The following is a 20,036-nucleotide window of genomic DNA, read 5'->3' as shown; positions in this document are numbered from 1 at the left end:
GCTGTGTGGTTGTAACGTTTACTTCTCTCTAAGAGGGTAAAAGTTACGTATTGCCGCATTATAGCGGCAGGAAATATGCAACTATCGACTCTTGCCTCTATGGTTATGAGTCGTATGTGGAGCGATCATGGCGATTAAGCGCAAAGTACCCGGTGTTCGAAATTACGATGGCCCCGCAGGAGGTTGGGGTGCACTTAAGGCCACCGCAACGGCGGTGCGTGAGCAAATGGATACGCTCAAGGCTCCTCTTACGTTAATGAGAACCAATCAGCCAGATGGGTTTGATTGCCCTGGTTGCGCATGGCCAGACAAAGAGCACAAATCAACTTTCCAGTTCTGCGAAAACGGTGCGAAAGCTGTTACTTGGGAGGCCACCAACAAACGCGTACCTCCTGAGTTTTTTGCCAAACATCCGGTTGCCACCCTGCTTAAACGTACCGATTACGAACTAGAGGATTTAGGGCGACTGACACATCCGATGGTTTACGACCGGGCAACTGATACCTATCAGCCGGTCGAGTGGGAGACCGCGTTTGCACGAATCGGTGAAATATTGCGCGGACTGCAACCCAATCAAGTCGAATTTTACACGTCAGGCAGAGCGTCCAATGAGGCAGCTTATTTGTGGCAATTGTTCGCGCGTAATTTGGGTACTAATAACTTTCCTGATTGTTCAAACATGTGTCATGAGCCAACTAGCGTTGGGCTTCCACGTTCCATCGGTATGGGCAAGGGATCTGTATCGCTAGACGATTTTGAGCTGTGCGAACTGGTTATTTCTATCGGACATAACCCAGGCACCAATCATCCAAGAATGATGGGGACGCTGCACGAGATTTCCCGGCGTAAAGTTCCAATCATGGTGATGAATCCATTGCGTGAGCGTGCACTAGAGCGATTTGCCGACCCGCAAGACATGATTGAAATGGCCACTTATGGTTCGACCCGTATTGCGTCTACTTATTTGCAGGTCAAGGCCGGTGGTGATGCAGCAGCCATTAAAGGTGTAATGAAGTCCTTGTTGGAAATGGAAGAATCAGTAGGGCAAGTGCTTGATTATGATTTCATTGAAAAACATACCAACGGCTTCGAGGCGCTCAAGGCGGATTTGTTGGCCACCGAATGGCCCGACATCGAATTTGCGAGTGGATTGCTCAAAGCTGACATGGAAAAAGTCGCGGCGGCCTATGCGAAATCCAATGCCACGATCGTGACGTATGGAATGGGGATAACCCAGCACAACGAAGGAACGGCCAACGTAAGACTGATCTGCGATCTTCTGATGTTGCGAGGCAACATCGGTAAGCCCGGCGCGGGCATATGTCCGCTGCGCGGGCATTCCAATGTACAAGGAAATCGAACTGTAGGTATTACCGAGAAACCTTCCAGTGAGTTCCTCGGCAAGATTGAAGAAGTGCTGGGTTTCAAACCTCCAGTTGAGCACGGCCACGACTCAGTGCAGGCCATGCAAGCAATGATTGCAGGCGAGTCAAAGGCGCTGCTTTGTCTGGGGGGAAATTTTGTCGTCGCATTGCCTGATCCAGGCCAGTGTTTTCCGGCGATGGGTAAACTGGACTTGACTGTGCACATCGGTACAAAACTCAATCGCACCCACTTGCTGGTTTCCAAGGAAACGTATCTGTTTCCTTGCTTGGGCCGCACCGAACTCGATGTACAGAACGGAGATCGCCAATCAATTACCGTCGAAGACTCAATGTCGATGGTTCATGCTTCGGCTGGCAAGTTGATGCCCGCATCCGAGTTTTTGCGATCGGAACCTGCCATCATAGCGGGTATGGCGACTGCCACTCTGCCTGACAGCAAGGTGCGGTGGATGGAACTCTCGCAGAATTACGACAAAATTCGTGATCTGATTGAAAAAACCATTCCAGGCTTTGAGAACTACAACGAACGCATTCGCGTTCCTGGTGGCTTCCGCATGCCGCTGCCCGCGACAGAGCGTATCTGGATGACGCCTTCAGGGAAAGCAGAGTTCTTTGTGTTCCCTGGTTTACATGAAGATAAAGAGGTCGATGGAGACGATGTATTACGGCTGATCACTCTGCGCAGCCATGACCAATACAACACGACGATTTACGCACTGGATGATCGTTATCGTGGCGTATTTGGGCGACGGGATGTGTTGTTCATGAACCCTGCCGATCTCCAGTCACGCGGCCTGGCACACGGTGATTTGGTGGATATCGAAACGGTCGTTTCCGGACGCAAGCTGCGCTACGAAAAAATAACGGCTATTGAGTACAAAATATCGGCTGGTTCAGTGGGGGCTTACTATCCCGAGGCGAACACGCTGGTACCTTTGGACTACATCGACAAGGACAGTGGAACGCCGTCGTACAAGTCGGTGCCCGTGCGTGTGATGCGCTCGGAGCTGAATTGATTACGTAACGGTATCCGGTTGGTCGTTCTTAAATCAAAGGAGGCGCGTTTTGCGCCTCCTTTTTTGTTCCACTAGATGAAGCTTTATGGGGAATATTTCAGTGATGAGCAGCGAAGCTCCTGAACCACAAGCGGTATGCAGTCCAATCACCAGCAGCGCGATTTTCATAGTGGCAACCCTCAAGGCTGGAAAAGAATCCGCAGACAAAGTGAAGAACTGGTGCGCTGATATTGCGGCGATCACACGCTCTGTCGGCAAGCGAGTACCTGCGGGCAATCTTTCTTGTGTCTGTGGATTTTCCTCCAATGCCTGGGACATTTTGTTCGCAAATCCGCGCCCGGTTTCACTGCACGGGTTTCGCGAATTTGGCGTTGACGGGAGACGTGCTGTTTCCACCCCTGGCGATATCCTTTTGCATATTCGTGCTGATCAGATGGATCTTTGTTTTGAGTTAGTGACGCAGCTCACATCGGCGCTGGGAGATGCCATCACGGTCATCGATGAGGTTCATGGGTTTCGATATTTCGACATGCGCAGCATCATCGGATTTGTCGATGGCACCGAAAACCCAGTCGGTCGCAAGGCCTCCCACTTCACGATAGTAGGGGATGAAGACCTTGCCTTCAGTGGCGGAAGCTACGTGCTGGTACAGAAATATCTGCACAATATGACGGCATGGAATCAGCTATCTGTCGAAGCACAGGAGCATGTGATCGGGCGGAAAAAGCTTTCTGACATCGAACTGGATGAGTCGGTCAAACCAAGCAATTCGCACAGCTCTTTGACGACGATTACGAAGGATGGCGAGGAGGTGAAAATCTTGCGTGACAACATGCCGTTTGGACGGCCTGGTGCAGGTGAGTTTGGGACTTTTTTCATCGGTTACGCTCGTTCACCCGAACCACTCGAACTGATGCTTGAAAATATGTTCGTCGGCAAACCACCAGGGAATTACGACAGGTTGCTCGACTTCAGTACCGCTGTTACAGGCAACCTGTTTTTTGTGCCGTCATCGGATTTGCTTGAGGCTTTGGCTGATCGATAACCTTCGACATAAACCCTCCCTTTCTTCGCTTTGCTCTCGTTAGGGTAAGGCGTCGGTGATGCACGATCCGTATCTATTTGCGAACGCTACAGTGCCTGTAACTCGTTCGTCGGCATCACAGTTGACTCATAGAGCGCTTTGATGAGAACCCGACTATCTTGATCGGGTGGCTGCTTCTCCGGCGATGACGCAGCCACTCCCTGCGAAGGGCTTATGAATAATCTCACTGCAACGCGGATTTCATACCTGGCTTCGGTAGGTACCTTTACAAGGAAGTAGATCCATTTGATTGAGCCTGTGTTATCCACCCTTGGAGACAACTCATCATGGCGACACTTTGCGAAATATGTAATGCGAGACCAGCCGTCGCGCGGGTGACGGTCTCGCAAAATGGCCAAGCGAAAACAATGTCCATTTGCGATCACGACTACCGCCAACTCGTCCGTCATCAAAGCATGCTGAATCCGTTTGACTCATTACTGGGTGGAGGGATGTCCCGTTTCTTTGACAACGTGGGTGGCCACTTGGATCAAGGAGATGATGATCTGAGGCTCTCAGCGCAGGTGCCCAGAGAGTCCGTTGACGCAACCGATGCCTTCAGTTCCCAGACGATGGAAATCCTCCAGCGAGCTGCTGAGAAGGCCCAGGAACTCAACCGCAGCGAACTCGACACCGAGCATCTGCTGTACGTGTTGGCGGATACCGATGTGGGCACGGCATTGCTCAAGGAGTTGAAACTCTCTCCCGACGAAATCAAGGGCTACATCGACCAACACGCGCAGCGCGGCAGTGCCGAGTCGTCAGTCGATCAGATGACCGTCTCACCACGTCTCAAGAAGGTCTTCAATTTTGCGTTCCAGGCGTCCCGAGACCTCGGGCATTCGTATGTAGGGCCGGAGCATTTGTTGATTGGGTTGTCGGCGGTACCGGAGAGTATTGCCGGCACTCTGTTGAAAAAATATGGGGTCACCCCCGAAGCCTTACGGCAGAAAGTCGTCAAGGTTGTGGGCAAAGGCGCCGAGGATGGTCGGGTGGACACCCCGACTGGGACGCCGACGCTCGACAAGTTCGGTCGAGACCTGACGGCGTTGGCCCGTGAGGGCAAGCTTGATCCGGTACTCGGGCGTGCGCAGGAAATCGAAAACACCATTGAGGTGCTCGCCCGCCGTAGGAAGAATAACCCGGTGCTCATCGGCGAGCCTGGTGTCGGTAAAACCGCGATCGTTGAAGGGCTTGCGCAGCGAATCATCAAGGGCGATGTTCCGGAGATTCTGCGTGGTAGACGCCTGGTTGAAGTGAATCTGAACTCGATGGTTGCTGGTTCAAAATATCGCGGGGAATTCGAAGAACGGGCCAAGCAGTTACTTGATGAGGTCACAGCGAAGAATTCAGAACTGATTTTGTTCATCGACGAGTTGCACACCATCGTCGGTGCGGGTGCAGAGGAGGGCGGGCTGGACATTGCCAACGTACTCAAGCCTGCGCTCGCCCGGGGTGAGCTCAGTCTCATTGGTGCGACAACGCTTAATGAGTACCAAAAACACATCGAAAAAGATGCCGCGCTTGAACGGCGCTTTCAACCGGTGTTGGTACCAGAGCCAACAGTCGACCAGACCATCATTATCTTGCGTGGCCTGCGCGATAAACTTGAGGCGCACCATCAGGTGACATTTGCCGATGAAGCTTTCGTTGCCGCCGCCGAGCTGTCGGATCGATACATCACCTCGCGTTACTTGCCTGACAAGGCCATCGACCTGATCGATCAGGCGGCTGCACGTGTTCGTATCAGCTCCAGTTCAAGACCAGCAAGCATTCAAGAACTCGAAGCTGAAATTTCCCAGTTGAAACGCGAACAGGATTATTCAACCTCTCGTAAACGCTTTGACGAAGCCAAGGGTTTTGAAGAACGTATCAACCAGAACCAAGCACAGTTGGAAGAAGAAACCGAAGCCTGGCAACGCAAGACCGGTTCTGAAACTCTTGAGGTCACAATGGCCTCGATTGCCGATGTCGTATCGCGCCTGACGGGCATCCCGGTCACCGAACTCACGCAGGAAGAGCGGCAAAAACTGCTGAACATGGAAGATACCCTGCGTGATCGCCTGGTTGGTCAGGAAGACGCGGTTCTGGCCGTCAGCGACGCGGTGCGTTTATCCCGTGCGGGTTTAGGACAATCGAACCGGCCAATTGCGACGTTTCTGTTTCTAGGCCCGACCGGTGTCGGTAAAACCGAACTGGCCAAGGCTTTGGCAGAGACGGTGTTTGGCGACGAGCAATCGATTATCCGCATCGACATGTCCGAGTACATGGAGCGTCATGCTGTGGCCAGACTGATAGGTGCGCCACCCGGATACGTAGGCTATGACGAAGGCGGTCAGTTGACTGAGCGCGTCCGCCGCAAACCCTACAGCGTGATCCTGCTTGACGAAATCGAGAAAGCGCATCCCGATGTGAGCAACGTATTGCTGCAAGTGTTCGATGATGGGCGCCTCACCGACGGGAAGGGGCGGGTCGTGGATTTCAGCAATACAATCATAATCGCGACTAGCAACCTGGGCTCGTCCGTGATCATGGACAACCTTGAAAGGCCGGAGGATGAACGTCTGACTGAGAAAGCCCTGCGTGATGAATTGATGGACGTACTCAAGGGACATTTCCGCCCCGAGTTCCTGAACCGTATCGATGACATCATCGTGTTCCATGCCTTGAGTCGCGACAATATCCGGGCCATCGTGAGCATTCAGCTCGACCGAGTGACTCGAACCGCCGCAGCACAGAGCATTACGTTGAAAATCGATGACTCGCTTGTTGACCACTTGGCCGACGTTGGCTACCAGCCCGAATTTGGCGCACGCGAATTAAAACGGCAGATTCGCCAAACCGTCGAAACGCGACTTGCCAAGGAGATGCTTGCCGACAAACTCAAAGCCGGCGACAGCGTTGAGTTGGGTTATGACAAGGGGCGTGATGAAGTGATCTTCAACAAGGTCGAGGTTGATAAGCCCAAGGCCTCTGAAAAGACTAGCCCACCGGCAGATCAGCCAAAGCAACCCGATGATTCAGCTTCTACGTCGGGCACTGGAACTTGACGTAAAACCAATATCAACCAAGGAGCGGGCCTGAAGAGGTATCGATCACAGGCCTGCTTCGCTTTTCATCAAGGTATTGCTAGCCGAAAAGTTCAGGTGGTTCACAGACCGCCTTTCAGCTTAGGACATAGTCAACTGGTTGGAGTGGAGGGGGAATATAGGTGCGGCCAATGGCACTCAAGATATCTCGTTCAATCGCTCGAACAAGGGCATCAGTGGGAAGATCGTTTTCATCCCGTCCAAAAGGATCTTCCAACTCATCTCCGATGGCATCAAGTCCAAAAAATGTATAGCTGACTATCGCGGTGAAAATTGGCGCAATCCACCCCAAAGGTTCGGCCAGCGCGAAGGGCAGCAGTATGCAAAAGAGATAGATGGTGCGGTGAAGGAGCAATGTGTATGGAAAGGGAAGGGGGGTGTTTTTAATACGCTCGCAAATTGCCTGGGCCTCACACAAGCCCGTTAATCGCTGCTCCAGCGTCACATATCGCCACTCACTGATTATGTTTTCTTGAGCCAGGCGTGAACACTCCCTACCGGTTTCTTGCAAAATGCCATCGCTGATATTGAAGGTCGGGGTGATCTTGATCAGAAGGCTTGGTACCCAGGGGCGAGCAGCTTTCAGCTCATCTTCATTGCGAAGCCTTGCATTAAGCGCATGAGCGAACCCACACAATCCCAACAACATCCTTTCCCTTAACTCAGCGTCCTGAATGACACAGCTCTCGCGGATGAAAGAGCGTACTTCGATGATGATTCTTCCCCATTCCTTGCGTCCCTCCCACCACCGATCGTAACAAGCGGAATTGCGAAAGCTCATGAAGATGGACAGTGACAGGCCTAGTAGGGTGAAAGGTGTGGCGTTGACGCGTGAGAAGAACGCAGGATGCATGCTTTCAATCAATACGATGATGGAGGCCAGGACGGTGACCATGATGCTTCGCCGAACGATACGTTTAGCGATAGATCCTTTCAGCGTAACCAAAACGTTTAGCATGTTTGGTTTGGGATGAACGATCATGGTTACCCCGCAAACGAATGAAAGGATTGGAAGTTAACCGCCCGTCATGTTCATGAAGCGCAGAATCTGGACGTCGCCATTGGTTTCGAAATGGTGGCTGTAGGGCTTCAGCGTCATAGCCTCACGGATGGCTCTGTCAAGCCGCTCGCTATCTGCAGGGTAGCTGCGAAGAATCTGTTTTAGATCGCTGGCGTGTTCGTTACCCAGGCACAGGAGCAGTCGACCTTCGACCGTTACTCTCACCCGATTGCAGCTCCCGCAAAAGTTATGGCTATGGGGTGAAATGAAGCCAACTCTGATATTAGGTGCTTCCGCGATCCGCCAGTAGCTGGATGGGCCTTGGGTGGACTCGGCTGACTCGATCAAAGTGAAGACTTCGCTCAGACGCGCTCGAACCTCGTCACTTGAACAGTAGGACTCATTTCGCTGGTGCTCAGTGATGACGCCCAGCGGCATTTCTTCAATGAAGGAAATGTCTAGCTGTCTATCGATGGCAAATCGCACCAGGTCAACCACTTCAGTATCGTTACGTCCCTTGAGCACTACACAGTTAAGTTTGGTGTGGCGAAAATCTGCGGCAAGGGCAGCGTCGATTCCAGCAATCACTCGGCTTAGATCGCCTGTTCTTGTCAGTGATTTGAAAAGCTGGCTATTCAAGCTGTCCAGACTGATGTTCAGGCGAGATACGCCAGCATCACGCAAGGGCTTTGCCATGTGGGTGAGTTGCGAGCCATTAGTACTCATGCACAGCTCTCTCAGGCCTGGCAATGTGGCGATCTGGCCACACAGCTTTACAATTCCGTTTCGTACAAGTGGCTCTCCGCCCGTCAGTCGAATTTTCTGCACGCCCAAAGCCACAAACTGCTGTGCTATCTGGAACAGCTCTTCCAACGTCAAAATGCTCTGGCGAGGTAGAAACTGCATGTCTTCTGCCATGCAGTAAACACAACGGAAATCACAGCGATCAGTCACCGACATCCTGAGGTACGTGATTTTTCGATTAAAGCTGTCGGCTAGCTCGTTGTTCGGTATGTCCACTTTTGCCGTACCTTTTCATTGTGATTATCGGTGTCGAGGCGAAAGCATGTTTTGGAGCTAATCTAGGAGAGGAGGAGGTGAAAATTAAGCATAGGCAGGCGTCCGAGAGGCGTCAAACGGCACGATATTCCAGGTTCGGCGAACCACTGTTCGCTAGCGTTTTTCGTCGTCCCCAGCGTCCTTGGCATCCATTTCGGCATTACGCTCCTCCACTCGTTTACGCTGTTCATCGGTCAGCTCAACCCTCTGCGCGGTATCTCGCAGAATCAGCAAACCTCCGATGATCGATAAAAACACGATGGCCATAATCAACCAGGCATACCAAGGCATGACGCTCTCCTGTGTTCGTACGTTGTATTTCCGATCAAGCGCCCATTAATTGGTTGGGGCGCTCTTTCTTTAGTCTAGACCGGTGGCAGATGCGTCACCTTATCTAGGTGCCCTATTCGATGGGTAAATACGAGAGCTTTAATTGTAGACGTTGACTTTCTCAAAGGGCCACTCTTGGTTTTTTGTTTGGATCAAGTCATTGGTGCATATCAATGCCTGATAGATTTACTCGATCAGCCAGTAATTATTTGTGATTGGACAAAATAATCGCGTGGATATTAAGCTTTATTAATGACTATAAATAGAATCTCGGTCTCGGTGGATTTTGGCTTTTTAGGCGTCGGGCTGGCATGACGATACGCCAATCACTGATTAACATAATGTTTAGAGTTGTTGTGGATGAAGCCTATTAGTTTCGCTGACAGAGCTCGCTTCTATGAGAGTAGGAATGGTAGTCGAGAGAGCGGCTTTGAGAAAAGCTTAAAGGGACTGATGAATTCTTACGGGAAAGGACTCGAAGATATAATAGAATTGTTAAATCTTGCCCCTCTCGATCGAGGTGATCATCTATTGGTCGAAGCTAAAAATGTTGGTTCCCCAAAAGTATATAGAGGCTCTCGGCTCCCTCATTCAGCAAAGAAAAGCAGGCTCGATGCTGGCATGTCATTTGTTAGAGACTTAAAATATCGATCAGGAAAAGGGTTGTTATCTCATAAAAATGCTTTGTTTGATCTATGTCCGGAGTTGTTGTCGCTCGATGACGCTCAAGGTGAGAGACTGTTTCGCGACTTTATCCGCCATTATAACTACAGCGGCTTAGTTTTTGACTGGACTCAGCACCTTGTTCTTTATCGCTGGCTGAAAAACTCCCACTATGCTGGTGCGTTGGAAAAAGAACATTTGGAAGCTGTCATGACTGCTGCCATTTCTCTATGGTGCGAAAACGACAAAGGTGGTTTTCAAGGCTTGGCCCTAACTCATCGCGATAATCCGACAATTATGCAAGGGTGGAAAGGCTCTTTTGATAAAAGCTGCTCGATTTTGGAGGTCGTGCCGAATGGAGTTAGTATTTCTCCATCCAGTGATTTTGCTTTCTGCTTCTTGTCGGACAACGGCTACGAGTCGCCAACGGAGTTTGAAACTCTAAAGTTAATCTAACTTGCTCTAAAGCGCTACGCAGTATTTGCCTGATTCTTAGCAGGTGCTTTAATAACCTGCTGGTTCTGTTGCTGGCAGAGAGGCTTTTTTAATTTATTGGGGTTTATTATGCTTGGCTGGGTTCGTAACGTTCGTGTCAGCACTAAGCTGGGGTTGGGGTTCGGCTTGGTGCTTATACTTTCACTTTTACTGGTTGTTACGGGGTGGGTGGCGGTTAACGTCCTCGCTTCACGAAGCGTAGAGGTAGAAAGTATTGCTCGCATCAACGACATGACGATGGAACTGCGAGTCGAGCGGGTTCGAATGGAGCTAAACCCTAAAGGGAATAGTGTTCAGCTACTCCTCAATACTCTTGATAAATTGGCAGCTCACTTGAACGCTGCGCGAATCTTGCTGACCGTGCCTAGTGATGAAGCGCTGATTGATCAACAGAAAGAGGCCGTCAAGATGTATCGCGATGAGCTGGGTATTGTTGGGCAACCAGGTGCGGATCTGCCCTCAGCTTTTGCTCGGATGAGTACCCAAGGCGATATCTTGCTCGACACAACTCGTGAGTTGATAGCATCACAAGCGGCTAAAAGAGAGGCTGATTCATCCTTTGCTAAAACTCTTCTCGCGACCGTAGCAGTACTCGCCTTGCTTCTTGGCACAATTGTAGCTTGGATGATTACCCAGCAAATCGTTGCTCCACTTCGGCAGGCTCTCAAAGATGTTGATCGTATTGCATCGGGCGACTTGAGCCAAGATGTCACCGCTGATCGTAGCGACGAATTGGGGCAATTGCAGAAAGGTCTGCAACAAATGACCACCAGCTTACGGAAGCTCATAAGTGGAATCACTGGCAGTGTGATCCAGATCGTAAGTGCAGCGGAAGAGTTGTCTGCAGTGACGAAGCATACGAGTACTGGAGTTAACAGTCAGAGAATTGAAACTGATCATGTCGCAACTGCAATGAATGAAATGACTTCAACTGTTCAGGAGGTCGCGCGTAGTGCCGAAGAGGCTTCAGAGGCAACCTTGATTGCGGATCAACAGGCACGCGAAGGTGACAATGTTGTCGGGGAGGCAATCGAGCAGATCGAACACTTAGCATTGGAAATTGGAAGTTCTTCGGAGGCTGTAATTCATCTGAAGGAGCAAAGCGATAAGATTGGTGGCGTATTGGATGTTATTAAGGCTGTCGCCCAGCAAACCAATTTGCTTGCACTTAATGCCGCCATCGAAGCTGCTAGGGCTGGTGAGGCAGGGCGAGGATTTGCGGTGGTTGCAGATGAGGTGCGAAGCTTAGCTTTACGTACCCAACAGTCCACCGAAGAAATTGAAGGTCTAGTGGCAGGAGTGCAGACCGGCACAGATGCTGTGGCGGCGGGCATGAAGATGAGTTTGTTATTGAGTGAACACAGCGTAGAGTTCACACGCCGAGCAGGCACCTCATTGGAAAACATAACCAGTTCGGTTTCTACCATTCAATTAATGAATCAGCAGATTGCTGCTGCGGCAGAACAGCAGACAGCCGTTGCGGAGGAGATCAATCGCAGCGTGATTAACGTGCGTGATATTTCCGAGCAAACCGCAAGTGCGAGTGATGAAACTGCCTCTGCAAGTGTAGAGCTAGCACGCCTAGGTCATGAGCTTGAAGATTTGGTTGCGCGCTTCAAGGTCTGACTATTTGGCGATAATCGCTTTCCGATATCAGTCTGGCTTAGCTCATGCGCATTAGGGAGGAGGCGCGATGAGCCAGTACCTTTTGAGTTTTGAGATGAAACGTTTCATCAAGCTTAAAAAGTGATACAACACCGGTAAAGCCAAGAAAGACTTGGGTCAAACCGAATAATTGAGTCAATGCGATGCCGCAAATCCGCCGCAAGCTTCTCTGGCTCTTTGGCAGTCATCAACACTGGCTCATCCGGTATTGAATCGTTTCTCGAACAGACCTCCAAAGCGCAGGGTACTCTCAAGCAGGCGTGCGGTGAAAAGTGCGCAGTTGATCGACCAGTAACCGCGCCTCGCTCGCCATGGGCTCCTCGCGGGGTGTGAGGTTAGCAGCGTGCAGCGAGCGCAGGGCGAACACGGTAATGTCGCTGATGACCGGTAGCGACCTGCCGCGAAGGACAGCCAAGTGTCGATAAATGCCGCTTACGAGTAGCTGCTTTTGGCCTGCTATCCAGCCTTCACCGTCCACAGTTGATCTATCTTGGTCGTGTAACTTTGGCTCATTAGGTCTCGACGCATCGCCCATTCAGGCGCCGCAGGCACGCTAGCTAAACGGACAACTCCCTTTCCCCAGCGGTTATTGATCTCATCTAGAACACTCATAACCTTGTCTGCCATCGCGGGTTGAGAGTGGGCGAACAAATCATCAGTGAAATCACCTGGCTGCCGTAGATCCATCAGCAGAACCTCCGCCTTGCTGTACTTGAAGCCTGGTCGGAAGAGGCGATTGACCGCTTCGGTCGCAGCCTTGGTCATGAGTCGAACGTCGTTTGTGGGGTAGGGGAGTTCGACGAGTGCGCCGTTCGCGTACTTCGCTTCTTCGGGATTGAACATGCCTGTCCTGATACTCACGCGGATCTTCTTGCACAGTGAGTTTTGCGCTCGGAGCTTTTCCGCCGCGCGTTGGGTGTAGGTAGCTACCGCTTCCTTGATCGGCTCGATGTGTGTGAGACGGTTGCCGAACATCCTGCTGCAGCAAATCTCCTGCTTCGGTGGCTCAGTTTCCCCCAGTTCCAAACATGGCGTACCGGCTAGCTCCCGAGCCGTCTTCTCAATCACCACACTGAATTTCTGTCGAAGCATCCATGGGTCGGCTTTCGCCATGTCCATCGCCGTCTTGATGCCCATCGTTTCCAGGTGTGCCTTCATGCGACGCCCGACGCCCCAAACCTCGCCGACGTCGGTGTTGCGCAACGTCCAGTCTCGCTTGAACGGATCGCACAGATCCACCACGCCTCCGGTGATGTCCAGCAGCCGTTTGGCTGTGTGGTTGGCGAGTTTGGCCAGCGTCTTCGTGCGTGCAATCCCCACCCCGACTGGAATACCTGTACGCTTGAAAAGGGTGGAGCGCATGTGTCGGCCAAACGCGGACAAATCTCCAGGCATGCCAGTCAAATCGGCAAATGCCTCATCGATGCTGTAGACCTCAAGCGCCGGCACCATCGATTCGATGATAGTCATGACGCGCTCGCTCATGTCGCCATACAAAGCGTAATTGCTGCTGAACGCCACGACTCCATGCCGGCGTAGATGGTCTTTGATCTGGAAATACGGCTGGCCCATTTTCACGAAAGGCTTAGCGTCATAGCTACGCGCGATTACGCAGCCGTCATTGTTGGACAGCACTACAATGGGCGTCTTCGCCAGGTCGGGCCTGAAGACCCGCTCGCAGCTCGCATAAAACGAGTTGCAGTCAATCAGCGCGAACACAGGCTCATGCGTTGTCATGATTACGCACGCTGTATTTCACCACTCCCCAGATCACGAGCTCATCGCCTTCCATAACATGTCTCGCCGGATATTTTGGATTCTCTGACACAAGCACCACGGCGTTCTCTCGCAGAAGCAGGCGTTTGCAGAAGGGATCAGAGTTGAGCGCCGCGATGACGATATCCCCACTCACTGCATCGATGCTTCGATCAACAACTACCAGATCCCCTGAGAAGATCCCGGCGCCCTGCATGCTATCTCCGTCAATTCTCACCAAGTACACGTGTGGCGCGCGGATATCGAACAGCTCATCGAGGGAAATGTGTTTTTCGATGTGGTCAGCCGCAGGGGAGGGAAAGCCTGCCGGAACTCTGGATGAATAGAGGGGCAGCCTCCTGCCGCCAGACGCGAGTGGGCCGAGGATAGTGATGCTCATGATGCAAGCCTTGGGAGGTGGTTGACTGTACGTATATACAGTTAACGATTCGGTTCGCTTGCGGTCAATCTCTTAGGTACGACAATTCGACGGGTGACACCATGTGCGGACGCTACTCGATCTACGAACCAATGGATCACTACCTCAAGGAGCTTGCGCCAAAGCAGCTGGTGATCAATGGCTATGACCTTTGGCCCGTTGAGCGGTACAACGTGGCACCGTCGACTCGGGTAGAAATAATTCGGCCCGTTCGAGAGGGCTTGAGTGTGGATAAGATCAAATGGGGATGGGCGCCTTTCTGGGCGAAGGGGAAGCGTCCTGACCCTATCAATGCCAGAGTCGAGACGGTCATCACCGGCAAGTTTTTCAATCGGCTCTGGCCAAACGGACGCGTGCTTGCTCCGGCGAACGGCTGGTTCGAATGGGTCAAGGACGAAGAAGATCCGAAGAAAAAGCAGCCATATTTCATAACTCTGAAAGAGCAAATTCCGATGTTCTTCGCAGGGTTGGCTGAGGTGCACGAGGGCCTGGAGCCGGATGATCGAGACGGCTTCGTGATCATCACCGCCGCCAGCGATCAAGGAATGGTAGATATTCATGATCGGAAACCGCTGGTTTTGGCTCCTGAGCACGCCCGCGAATGGGTCGATCCCGGCACGTCACCTGAACGTGCTCGCGAATTAGCACTGGAGCACTGCAGGCCCGCTACAGACTTCCATTGGTACAAGGTTGCGAAGGATGTGGGGAATGTTCGTAATCAGGGCTCTCATTTGATTCAGCCGCTGTCTCTGGCTTCGGGTGCCGACGACTGACTAAAGCCGAATTGGCGATGATCGTCGGGAGGTGCGCTGACATAGCCACTAATTTTTGGAATTATGGATGAGTCATAGTTATTCTAAGTAATAATTTTCCTTAGTCCGGGCGCGAAGCGCGCACGAAGTGCGGAACTGCAATACACTCTTAGTTACCTACCTAATCGAGACTTGTCATGTCAAAACTTGCGGAATTTCGCCAGCTTGAAAAACACCTCGCCGAACAGCTCCAGGCTCTGGAAGCCCTCAAAGGTGACGCAGGCCTCAAGAAAGAAATTGAGTTTGAGACCAAATTGCGCGATTTGCTCGCAAAATACGGCTACAGCCTCAAGGACGTGATCAACCTGCTAGATCCACAAGCAGGCCGCCGCGCTCCAGCCGCCGAGTTCAAAACCGGTAGTCGCAAGCCTCGCCAGTTGAAGGTTTATAAAAATCCTCACACTGGTGAAGTCGTTGAAACCAAGGGCGGCAACCACAAGACGTTGAAAGATTGGAAAGCTGAACACGGCTCTGCGACCGTCGAGTCTTGGCTGGCCAAGTGATTTTGGTGTGAATACAAAAGGGCCTAATAGGGCCCTTTTTTGGTAATTATCCAAGGATAGCGACCAAGCGCGGGTTCTGAGTCCACGTAGAATGAGCGTGGGTTTGGGGCCTTCTGTAGGCGAAACTAATGCAGCACAGACACCGGCTGTGACTGAAGCCCAAGCTCTCAGCCTGGCGCGCAGCAAATACGTGGTAAGCCGTGCGGGGCTGAAAGCATGGACTTGCGGGGAGTAGCATTCACCGCACCCGTGTCATCTGTGCCAGATATCTAAGTGATTAGAGTGTGTTAAAGAAGTCGAAGGGCGCTCGGAAGTCTTCAAGCGATGTTGTCTTCTCAAAGATGATGCGATTGACGATGGTCAGTCCAATGGAAGTCCACCACTCTCCAGAGCTGATATCAATCATTAATTGTTCATGCTTGGATATGGCCAAGTAGTCATCGCTGCGCAGGAAATCTTCCAGATCGTTGAGGCTTGCAAAGTTCAACAAGCTTACCCCGTCGTACTTGCATGCATCAGGGTGGTAGAACGGCTCGCCTGGCTCCGTTGGCCCGATACTGTGGAGCTGCACATAGCGCTTAACCAGTCCACCCGTACGCCCCGAAACCACCGGAGCATGTTCGTGCAGCCACCACCTCTGGAACTCCTCACGCGTCGAGTCCTGCTTGCGAGCGTGAAGCTTCACAAGCGTGACGGGTTCGTTTCCGGAGTTGCTGGGCAAAACGATGTATTGCTTAGCCGGGATGGGGGCTATGTTTCGGAACATCGCGTGATCTTCGGGGGCAATTTTTTGGCGTATCCGGTTATTGCCGAACACCACACCCATGTCTTCCATTCGGGCGAAACTCAAATAAGCCACACCATCCCATGCAGGTCGTTGATACGGTGGCACGTGACCAACAATCGTGGGCCACAACTTCCCGTGCTCATCGACCGGGAATAGGTAGGGAGGGGCGTTGTAACTGGTCGGCCCAGGAGCAAAGCGATGTAGTTGATCGTATCGCAACAAGCGCTCCAGAGACTTGTCGTCTGACTCTTCAACATGCACAAACCTTGGGCCATGTACTTTTCGCCAATACTCGCCCCAATGCTCGAAACTCAAATTAGGGCTGCGCTCCAGGGCGTTAGCTGATGGATCCGTTGCCGGATCTTCGATGACTTGGCCTTCATGATCAAGGCCATAGCCTTCGGCACGGCTGCGCTCATTCAGGGGGGTGCTGTCAGAGCGTGAAAGCAGCGAAAAGAGGACAGTCAGCGGTGCGTGATCACCCAGCTCGGGTTTGATATAGGGCGTTCGCAGAAGATGATCGTGCATGGTGTTAGACATAACGCTGTTCCCGTTTTGGTGCATGGTGAAGGTAAGTTACGGCGAGTGCAGTGACGCCAGCGAGTCCAGCAAACGTAAACACGCCGTGCGCTCCAAAGTGTGTGAATGCCCATGTACCTACTGCAGCGCCGACGGCCATTCCTGCCATCGCACCAGCCATCATCAGGCCGTTCAGGCGACTGCGGGCGTATGGATCGAGACTGTTGATGATGCTTTGATGCGAAACGAGCCCAGCCTGTACGCCTAGGTCAAACAACACTGCACCGATACCCAAGACTGCCAGGCTTGGTGGCAATAATGTCATGCCTACGAACGAGACAATCACTAAGCCACAACCAGAGCGAATGGCGATTAGCGGCCCGCGACGATCAGCCAATTTGCCAAAGAGTGGTGCAGCCAACGCACCAGCAGCACCTGCAATACCAAACGAACCAGCTACGGCAGCCCCCATGTGGAACGGAGGTGCTGCCAATACGAGTGATAGACAAGACCAATATGCTCCGAGTGTTGATGCCAGCAATCCCTGAACAATCATGGCAAGCCTCAGCGATCGATGTTCCCGCCACAACGTCCAAAGGCTGACCAACAGTTTGGTATATGGCGTGCGGAGTGCTGGAGGTGTGGGCGCCACGGTGATCCAGGTAATCAGGATCACTACAAGCATCAAGCCGGCGGCGAGGAATTGCATCTCTCGCCACCCAAAGCTGTCAGCGACGAAGCCGCCGAGGGTTCTGGAGAGCAGGATGCCCGTCAAAAGCCCGGTGGTGACCATTCCCACCGCATGGCCTCGGGATTTCTCCGGCGCGATTTGAGCAGCGACAGGGATAAAATCCTGACCGACGCTACCCAGGAGTCCAACGACCATACAAGCCATCAACATAACGTTGAGACTCGGCGCTGTAGCGGTGGCAATTAATGCCCCCACTAGGATCAGCGATTTGATAATTATCAGCCGCCGCCGCGAAATGACATCGCCGAGTGGAGCAAGAAGGAGCATCCCCAACGCGTAGCTGATTTGTGTGAGGGTGGGAACCCAGCCGATCTGTTCAATGGTCGCGCCCAGGTCAGACTTGACCAATTCCAGGCTCGGCTGGAGATAGTAAACATTCGCCACCCCTAGGCCTGAGCAGACTGCAAGCAGAAAAAGCTCAAAATTCAGGGGGAGTCTGGAGGGGGTTGTAGCGTTCATTAATGCTTCGGTACTCGCAAATTTGTGACACCCCAATGCAGGATGTCTCGATATGCATATGCTATTGACGATTTCCGTTTGGATAAACGATGCTGTGATCGCAAGAGAGTTGACTCTTGGTCGTCAATGGTGGACAAAAATGAATGCGCCCGATCCGTTTAGTGGGATTTCAATTTTTTTAGAGGTGATTGAGGCTGGGAGCTTCACCACAGCCGCTGAGCGTTTGGACATGAGTAAGTCCGGAGTTGCGAAGAGCATTTCGCGCCTGGAAACCACCCTCGGCACTCGTCTGTTTCACCGAACGACGCGAAGCCTGACTCTGACGGACGAAGGAACTCGATTTAGCGAGGGGTGCCGCCGATCGCTCAATGAGCTAAAGCAGGCTCAGACCATTTTACTCGCTCAGCAACAAGAACTGAGTGGGCGTCTTCGCGTCACATTACCAATGGTGCTGGGGAAAAAATGGGTGCTACCCGCTCTTTTGGAAATTGCGCAACGCCATCCTGCACTTGAGCTGGATATCAATTTGACAGATAGATTGGTTGATTTGGTAGAGGAGGGGGTCGATCTTGCAATAAGGATCGGCCCACTGCATGACAGCGCCACTTTGATTGCAAAACCGCTAGGAGTGCAGCGCGCCGTTCTCTGCGCTGCTCCGGAATATTTGGAAGCTCACGGTCAGCCGAAGTCGCTGGACGAGCTGCATTCTCATGCTTGTGTCACCTTCGGCAGTGGTGGGCAATCGCGCTCGTGGCACTTCCTGGATGAAAATGGCCACAACCACTCATTGGCAATTCGAGGGCGAATTGGTCTCAACGACAGCGGAGCAATTCTGGTTGCGACGCTCGCAGGGTTCGGGATTGCGCTGATTGCCGATTGGCTGGTGAATGAGCACCTGAAAGAGGGCCGGCTTGTAGCTATTCTGCCCGAGGTCAGGACAGTAGGGTTTCCGATACATGCCGTTTGGCAGCGCAACCAGCTCCTGTCCCCCAAAGTACGTCATGTCGTGGATTTGCTCGCTGAGCGATTCGTTCCCCAGCAGCCGTGGGAGGTCAAGTCTGCATAGGAAAAGGAGGGTGGGCGAGGCTTCTTGCTACACCTGTTCCCAGTAGGGAGGATTACCAATTTCCTCCCGCAAGAATGCCGACACCTCTCTGACCTTTCTTGATCGGAGTCTGTTCTGTGGCGAAAGCAGTTGGACGTACATGTCCTCCGCCGAGGCAGACAACTCCCATTCCGGTAATAGCCTGACAAGGCTTTTCTTAGTAAAGCTCGCTGGACTGAAAAGCCAGCTTGGAAAAAGCACGATGCCTTGGCCCGCAAGTGCTGCTGCAACCAACACCTCTGCGTTGTTGCTCTTGAAGGGGCCGCGCACGTTCAAGGTTTTGAACGGTTCATCTGGTGCGGGTTTGAAGTACCAGCGTTGTGCTCCCTGTTCTCCCTTGTAGATGAGGCAATCGTGGTGAAGTAAGTCTAACGGCGACTCGATGCTTGGGTGGTTCGCGAGATAGGTTGGACTTGCCGCAAGCAGATATCGGTGTCCGCTTACTACAAAACCGATCAGCCCTGAGTCGATCAGGCGACCCACTCGTACTGTGATATCAGCACCTTCCTGCACGGGATCGATTAGCGCGTCAGTGAGTGTTAGCTCAAGATTCAGCTCAGGGAATTTTTTCTGTAGCCGGGACAGCAACGGTGCGATGTGCAATCTCCCCAATGCGACGGGAGCATTGATTCTGACCAGTCCCTTTATTCCGGTGTCACCTTGGATGAGTTCGCCTACCGCGTCATCGAGCATACTGATTGCTTCATGCGCTTGTACGTAGAACCGCTCGCCCTCTTCCGTGAGCTTCACCGCCCGGGTGCTGCGATATAGGAGCTGACGACCAAGATCTTTTTCAAGCGCGGCGATGTATCGAGAAACAGAGGATGCTGAGACCTCAAAGTGCCTGGCCGTCGCCAGAAAACTGCCAGTAGCAGACACCATCAGGAAATAACGAAGGGCCTTCAGTTGCATGTGCATCCTGCTGTGTGACGAATCGATGAGTTCAGCATACGCAAATGATTTCTAAGGAGAAGCTGGATCAGGATGAAATTGCATTTTCAGCAATTTTAATTTGCGGATTATGGCTGTAGTCGCATCAATCCCTGATGCCTAGCATGGAGGTGATCGTCACCTCAATCCGCATGGAAAGAGGTCGTAAATAACCGTCCCCTCACTGCTG

Annotated in this window: 16 protein-coding genes and 1 pseudogene; 8 read left to right on the top strand and 9 right to left on the bottom strand. The window is 52.2% G+C overall.

Features of this window, described 5'->3' with window-relative positions:
- Window positions 1-127: 127 nt before the first annotated feature.
- From AC3IUF_RS14885 to AC3IUF_RS14875, 3 genes are all read left to right on the top strand, one after another.
- Window positions 128-2,401, top strand: coding sequence for an FdhF/YdeP family oxidoreductase (locus tag AC3IUF_RS14885; RefSeq protein ID WP_489281551.1), 2,274 nt, complete (start codon window positions 128-130; stop codon window positions 2,399-2,401).
- A gap of 103 nt (window positions 2,402-2,504) precedes the next feature.
- Window positions 2,505-3,446 (top strand): Dyp-type peroxidase, encoded by a 942-nt coding sequence (locus AC3IUF_RS14880; protein ID WP_489281550.1) that lies wholly within the window; start codon window positions 2,505-2,507, stop codon window positions 3,444-3,446.
- A 323-nt stretch (window positions 3,447-3,769) separates the two neighbouring features.
- Window positions 3,770-6,535 carry an ATP-dependent Clp protease ATP-binding subunit gene (locus AC3IUF_RS14875; protein WP_489281653.1) on the top strand — a complete coding sequence of 922 codons (2,766 nt, stop codon included), beginning with the start codon at window positions 3,770-3,772 and terminating at the stop codon, window positions 6,533-6,535.
- A 115-nt stretch (window positions 6,536-6,650) separates the two neighbouring features.
- On the opposite strand, the gene AC3IUF_RS14870 is transcribed toward AC3IUF_RS14875, so the two are convergent.
- The 3 genes from AC3IUF_RS14870 to AC3IUF_RS14860 all read right to left on the bottom strand — a co-directional run bounded on the left by AC3IUF_RS14870 (window position 6,651) and on the right by AC3IUF_RS14860 (window position 8,924).
- Entirely contained in the window at window positions 6,651-7,556 is a 906-nt protein-coding gene (locus tag AC3IUF_RS14870) for a bestrophin family protein (RefSeq protein ID WP_489281548.1), read from the bottom strand.
- A gap of 33 nt (window positions 7,557-7,589) precedes the next feature.
- The gene (gene moaA / locus AC3IUF_RS14865; protein ID WP_489281651.1) at window positions 7,590-8,588 is read right to left on the bottom strand and encodes a GTP 3',8-cyclase MoaA; all 999 of its coding nucleotides are present in this window, start codon (window positions 8,586-8,588) and stop codon (window positions 7,590-7,592) included.
- 159 nt (window positions 8,589-8,747) lie between these two features.
- Window positions 8,748-8,924: a DUF2897 family protein gene (locus AC3IUF_RS14860; RefSeq protein ID WP_489281546.1), complete on the bottom strand. Its 177-nt coding sequence runs from the start codon at window positions 8,922-8,924 to the stop codon at window positions 8,748-8,750.
- Between the two features lie 399 nt (window positions 8,925-9,323).
- Between AC3IUF_RS14860 and AC3IUF_RS14855 the strand changes: the two genes are divergently transcribed.
- Window positions 9,324-10,082 carry a hypothetical protein gene (locus AC3IUF_RS14855; RefSeq protein WP_489281545.1) on the top strand — a complete coding sequence of 253 codons (759 nt, stop codon included), beginning with the start codon at window positions 9,324-9,326 and terminating at the stop codon, window positions 10,080-10,082.
- 108 nt (window positions 10,083-10,190) lie between these two features.
- A complete protein-coding gene (locus AC3IUF_RS14850; protein WP_489281543.1) occupies window positions 10,191-11,747 on the top strand; it encodes a methyl-accepting chemotaxis protein in 1,557 nt (518 codons plus the stop codon).
- Between the two features lie 240 nt (window positions 11,748-11,987).
- On the opposite strand, the pseudogene AC3IUF_RS14845 reads toward AC3IUF_RS14850, so the two are convergent.
- The 3 genes and pseudogenes from AC3IUF_RS14845 to AC3IUF_RS14835 form a co-directional block, all read right to left on the bottom strand.
- Window positions 11,988-12,213, bottom strand: a pseudogene (locus AC3IUF_RS14845) (hypothetical protein); the annotation flags it as partial.
- A 29-nt stretch (window positions 12,214-12,242) separates the two neighbouring features.
- The gene (gene umuC / locus AC3IUF_RS14840) at window positions 12,243-13,523 is read right to left on the bottom strand and encodes a translesion error-prone DNA polymerase V subunit UmuC (RefSeq protein ID WP_489281541.1); all 1,281 of its coding nucleotides are present in this window, start codon (window positions 13,521-13,523) and stop codon (window positions 12,243-12,245) included.
- Entirely contained in the window at window positions 13,510-13,941 is a 432-nt protein-coding gene (locus AC3IUF_RS14835; RefSeq protein ID WP_489281539.1) for a LexA family protein, read from the bottom strand. The genes umuC and AC3IUF_RS14835 overlap by 14 nt, the downstream gene beginning before the upstream one ends.
- Window positions 13,942-14,042: 101 nt before the next feature.
- Between AC3IUF_RS14835 and AC3IUF_RS14830 the strand changes: the two genes are divergently transcribed.
- Both AC3IUF_RS14830 and AC3IUF_RS14825 read left to right on the top strand, forming a co-directional pair.
- On the top strand, window positions 14,043-14,753 hold the full coding sequence (locus AC3IUF_RS14830) for an SOS response-associated peptidase family protein (RefSeq protein ID WP_489281537.1): 711 nt from the start codon (window positions 14,043-14,045) through the stop codon (window positions 14,751-14,753).
- A 176-nt stretch (window positions 14,754-14,929) separates the two neighbouring features.
- Window positions 14,930-15,295 (top strand): histone-like nucleoid-structuring protein, MvaT/MvaU family, encoded by a 366-nt coding sequence (locus AC3IUF_RS14825; protein ID WP_489281535.1) that lies wholly within the window; start codon window positions 14,930-14,932, stop codon window positions 15,293-15,295.
- A 277-nt stretch (window positions 15,296-15,572) separates the two neighbouring features.
- On the opposite strand, the gene AC3IUF_RS14820 is transcribed toward AC3IUF_RS14825, so the two are convergent.
- Both AC3IUF_RS14820 and AC3IUF_RS14815 read right to left on the bottom strand, forming a co-directional pair.
- Window positions 15,573-16,622, bottom strand: coding sequence for an EthD domain-containing protein (locus AC3IUF_RS14820; RefSeq protein WP_489281533.1), 1,050 nt, complete (start codon window positions 16,620-16,622; stop codon window positions 15,573-15,575).
- Window positions 16,615-17,811, bottom strand: coding sequence for an MFS transporter (locus tag AC3IUF_RS14815; RefSeq protein ID WP_489281532.1), 1,197 nt, complete (start codon window positions 17,809-17,811; stop codon window positions 16,615-16,617). Before AC3IUF_RS14815 ends, AC3IUF_RS14820 begins: the two co-directional genes overlap by 8 nt.
- A 52-nt stretch (window positions 17,812-17,863) precedes the next feature.
- Here AC3IUF_RS14815 and AC3IUF_RS14810 point away from each other — a divergent pair, with 52 nt between their 5' ends.
- Window positions 17,864-18,877, top strand: coding sequence for a LysR family transcriptional regulator (locus tag AC3IUF_RS14810; RefSeq protein ID WP_122590609.1), 1,014 nt, complete (start codon window positions 17,864-17,866; stop codon window positions 18,875-18,877).
- A gap of 27 nt (window positions 18,878-18,904) precedes the next feature.
- Here AC3IUF_RS14810 and AC3IUF_RS14805 read toward each other — a convergent pair whose 3' ends face one another.
- A complete protein-coding gene (locus AC3IUF_RS14805; RefSeq protein WP_489281529.1) occupies window positions 18,905-19,828 on the bottom strand; it encodes a LysR family transcriptional regulator in 924 nt (307 codons plus the stop codon).
- Window positions 19,829-20,036: the final 208 nt, after the last annotated feature.

The organism is Pseudomonas sp. KH_040 (assembly GCF_057839305.1).
This window is presented reverse-complemented; position numbering and strand designations above follow the sequence as displayed.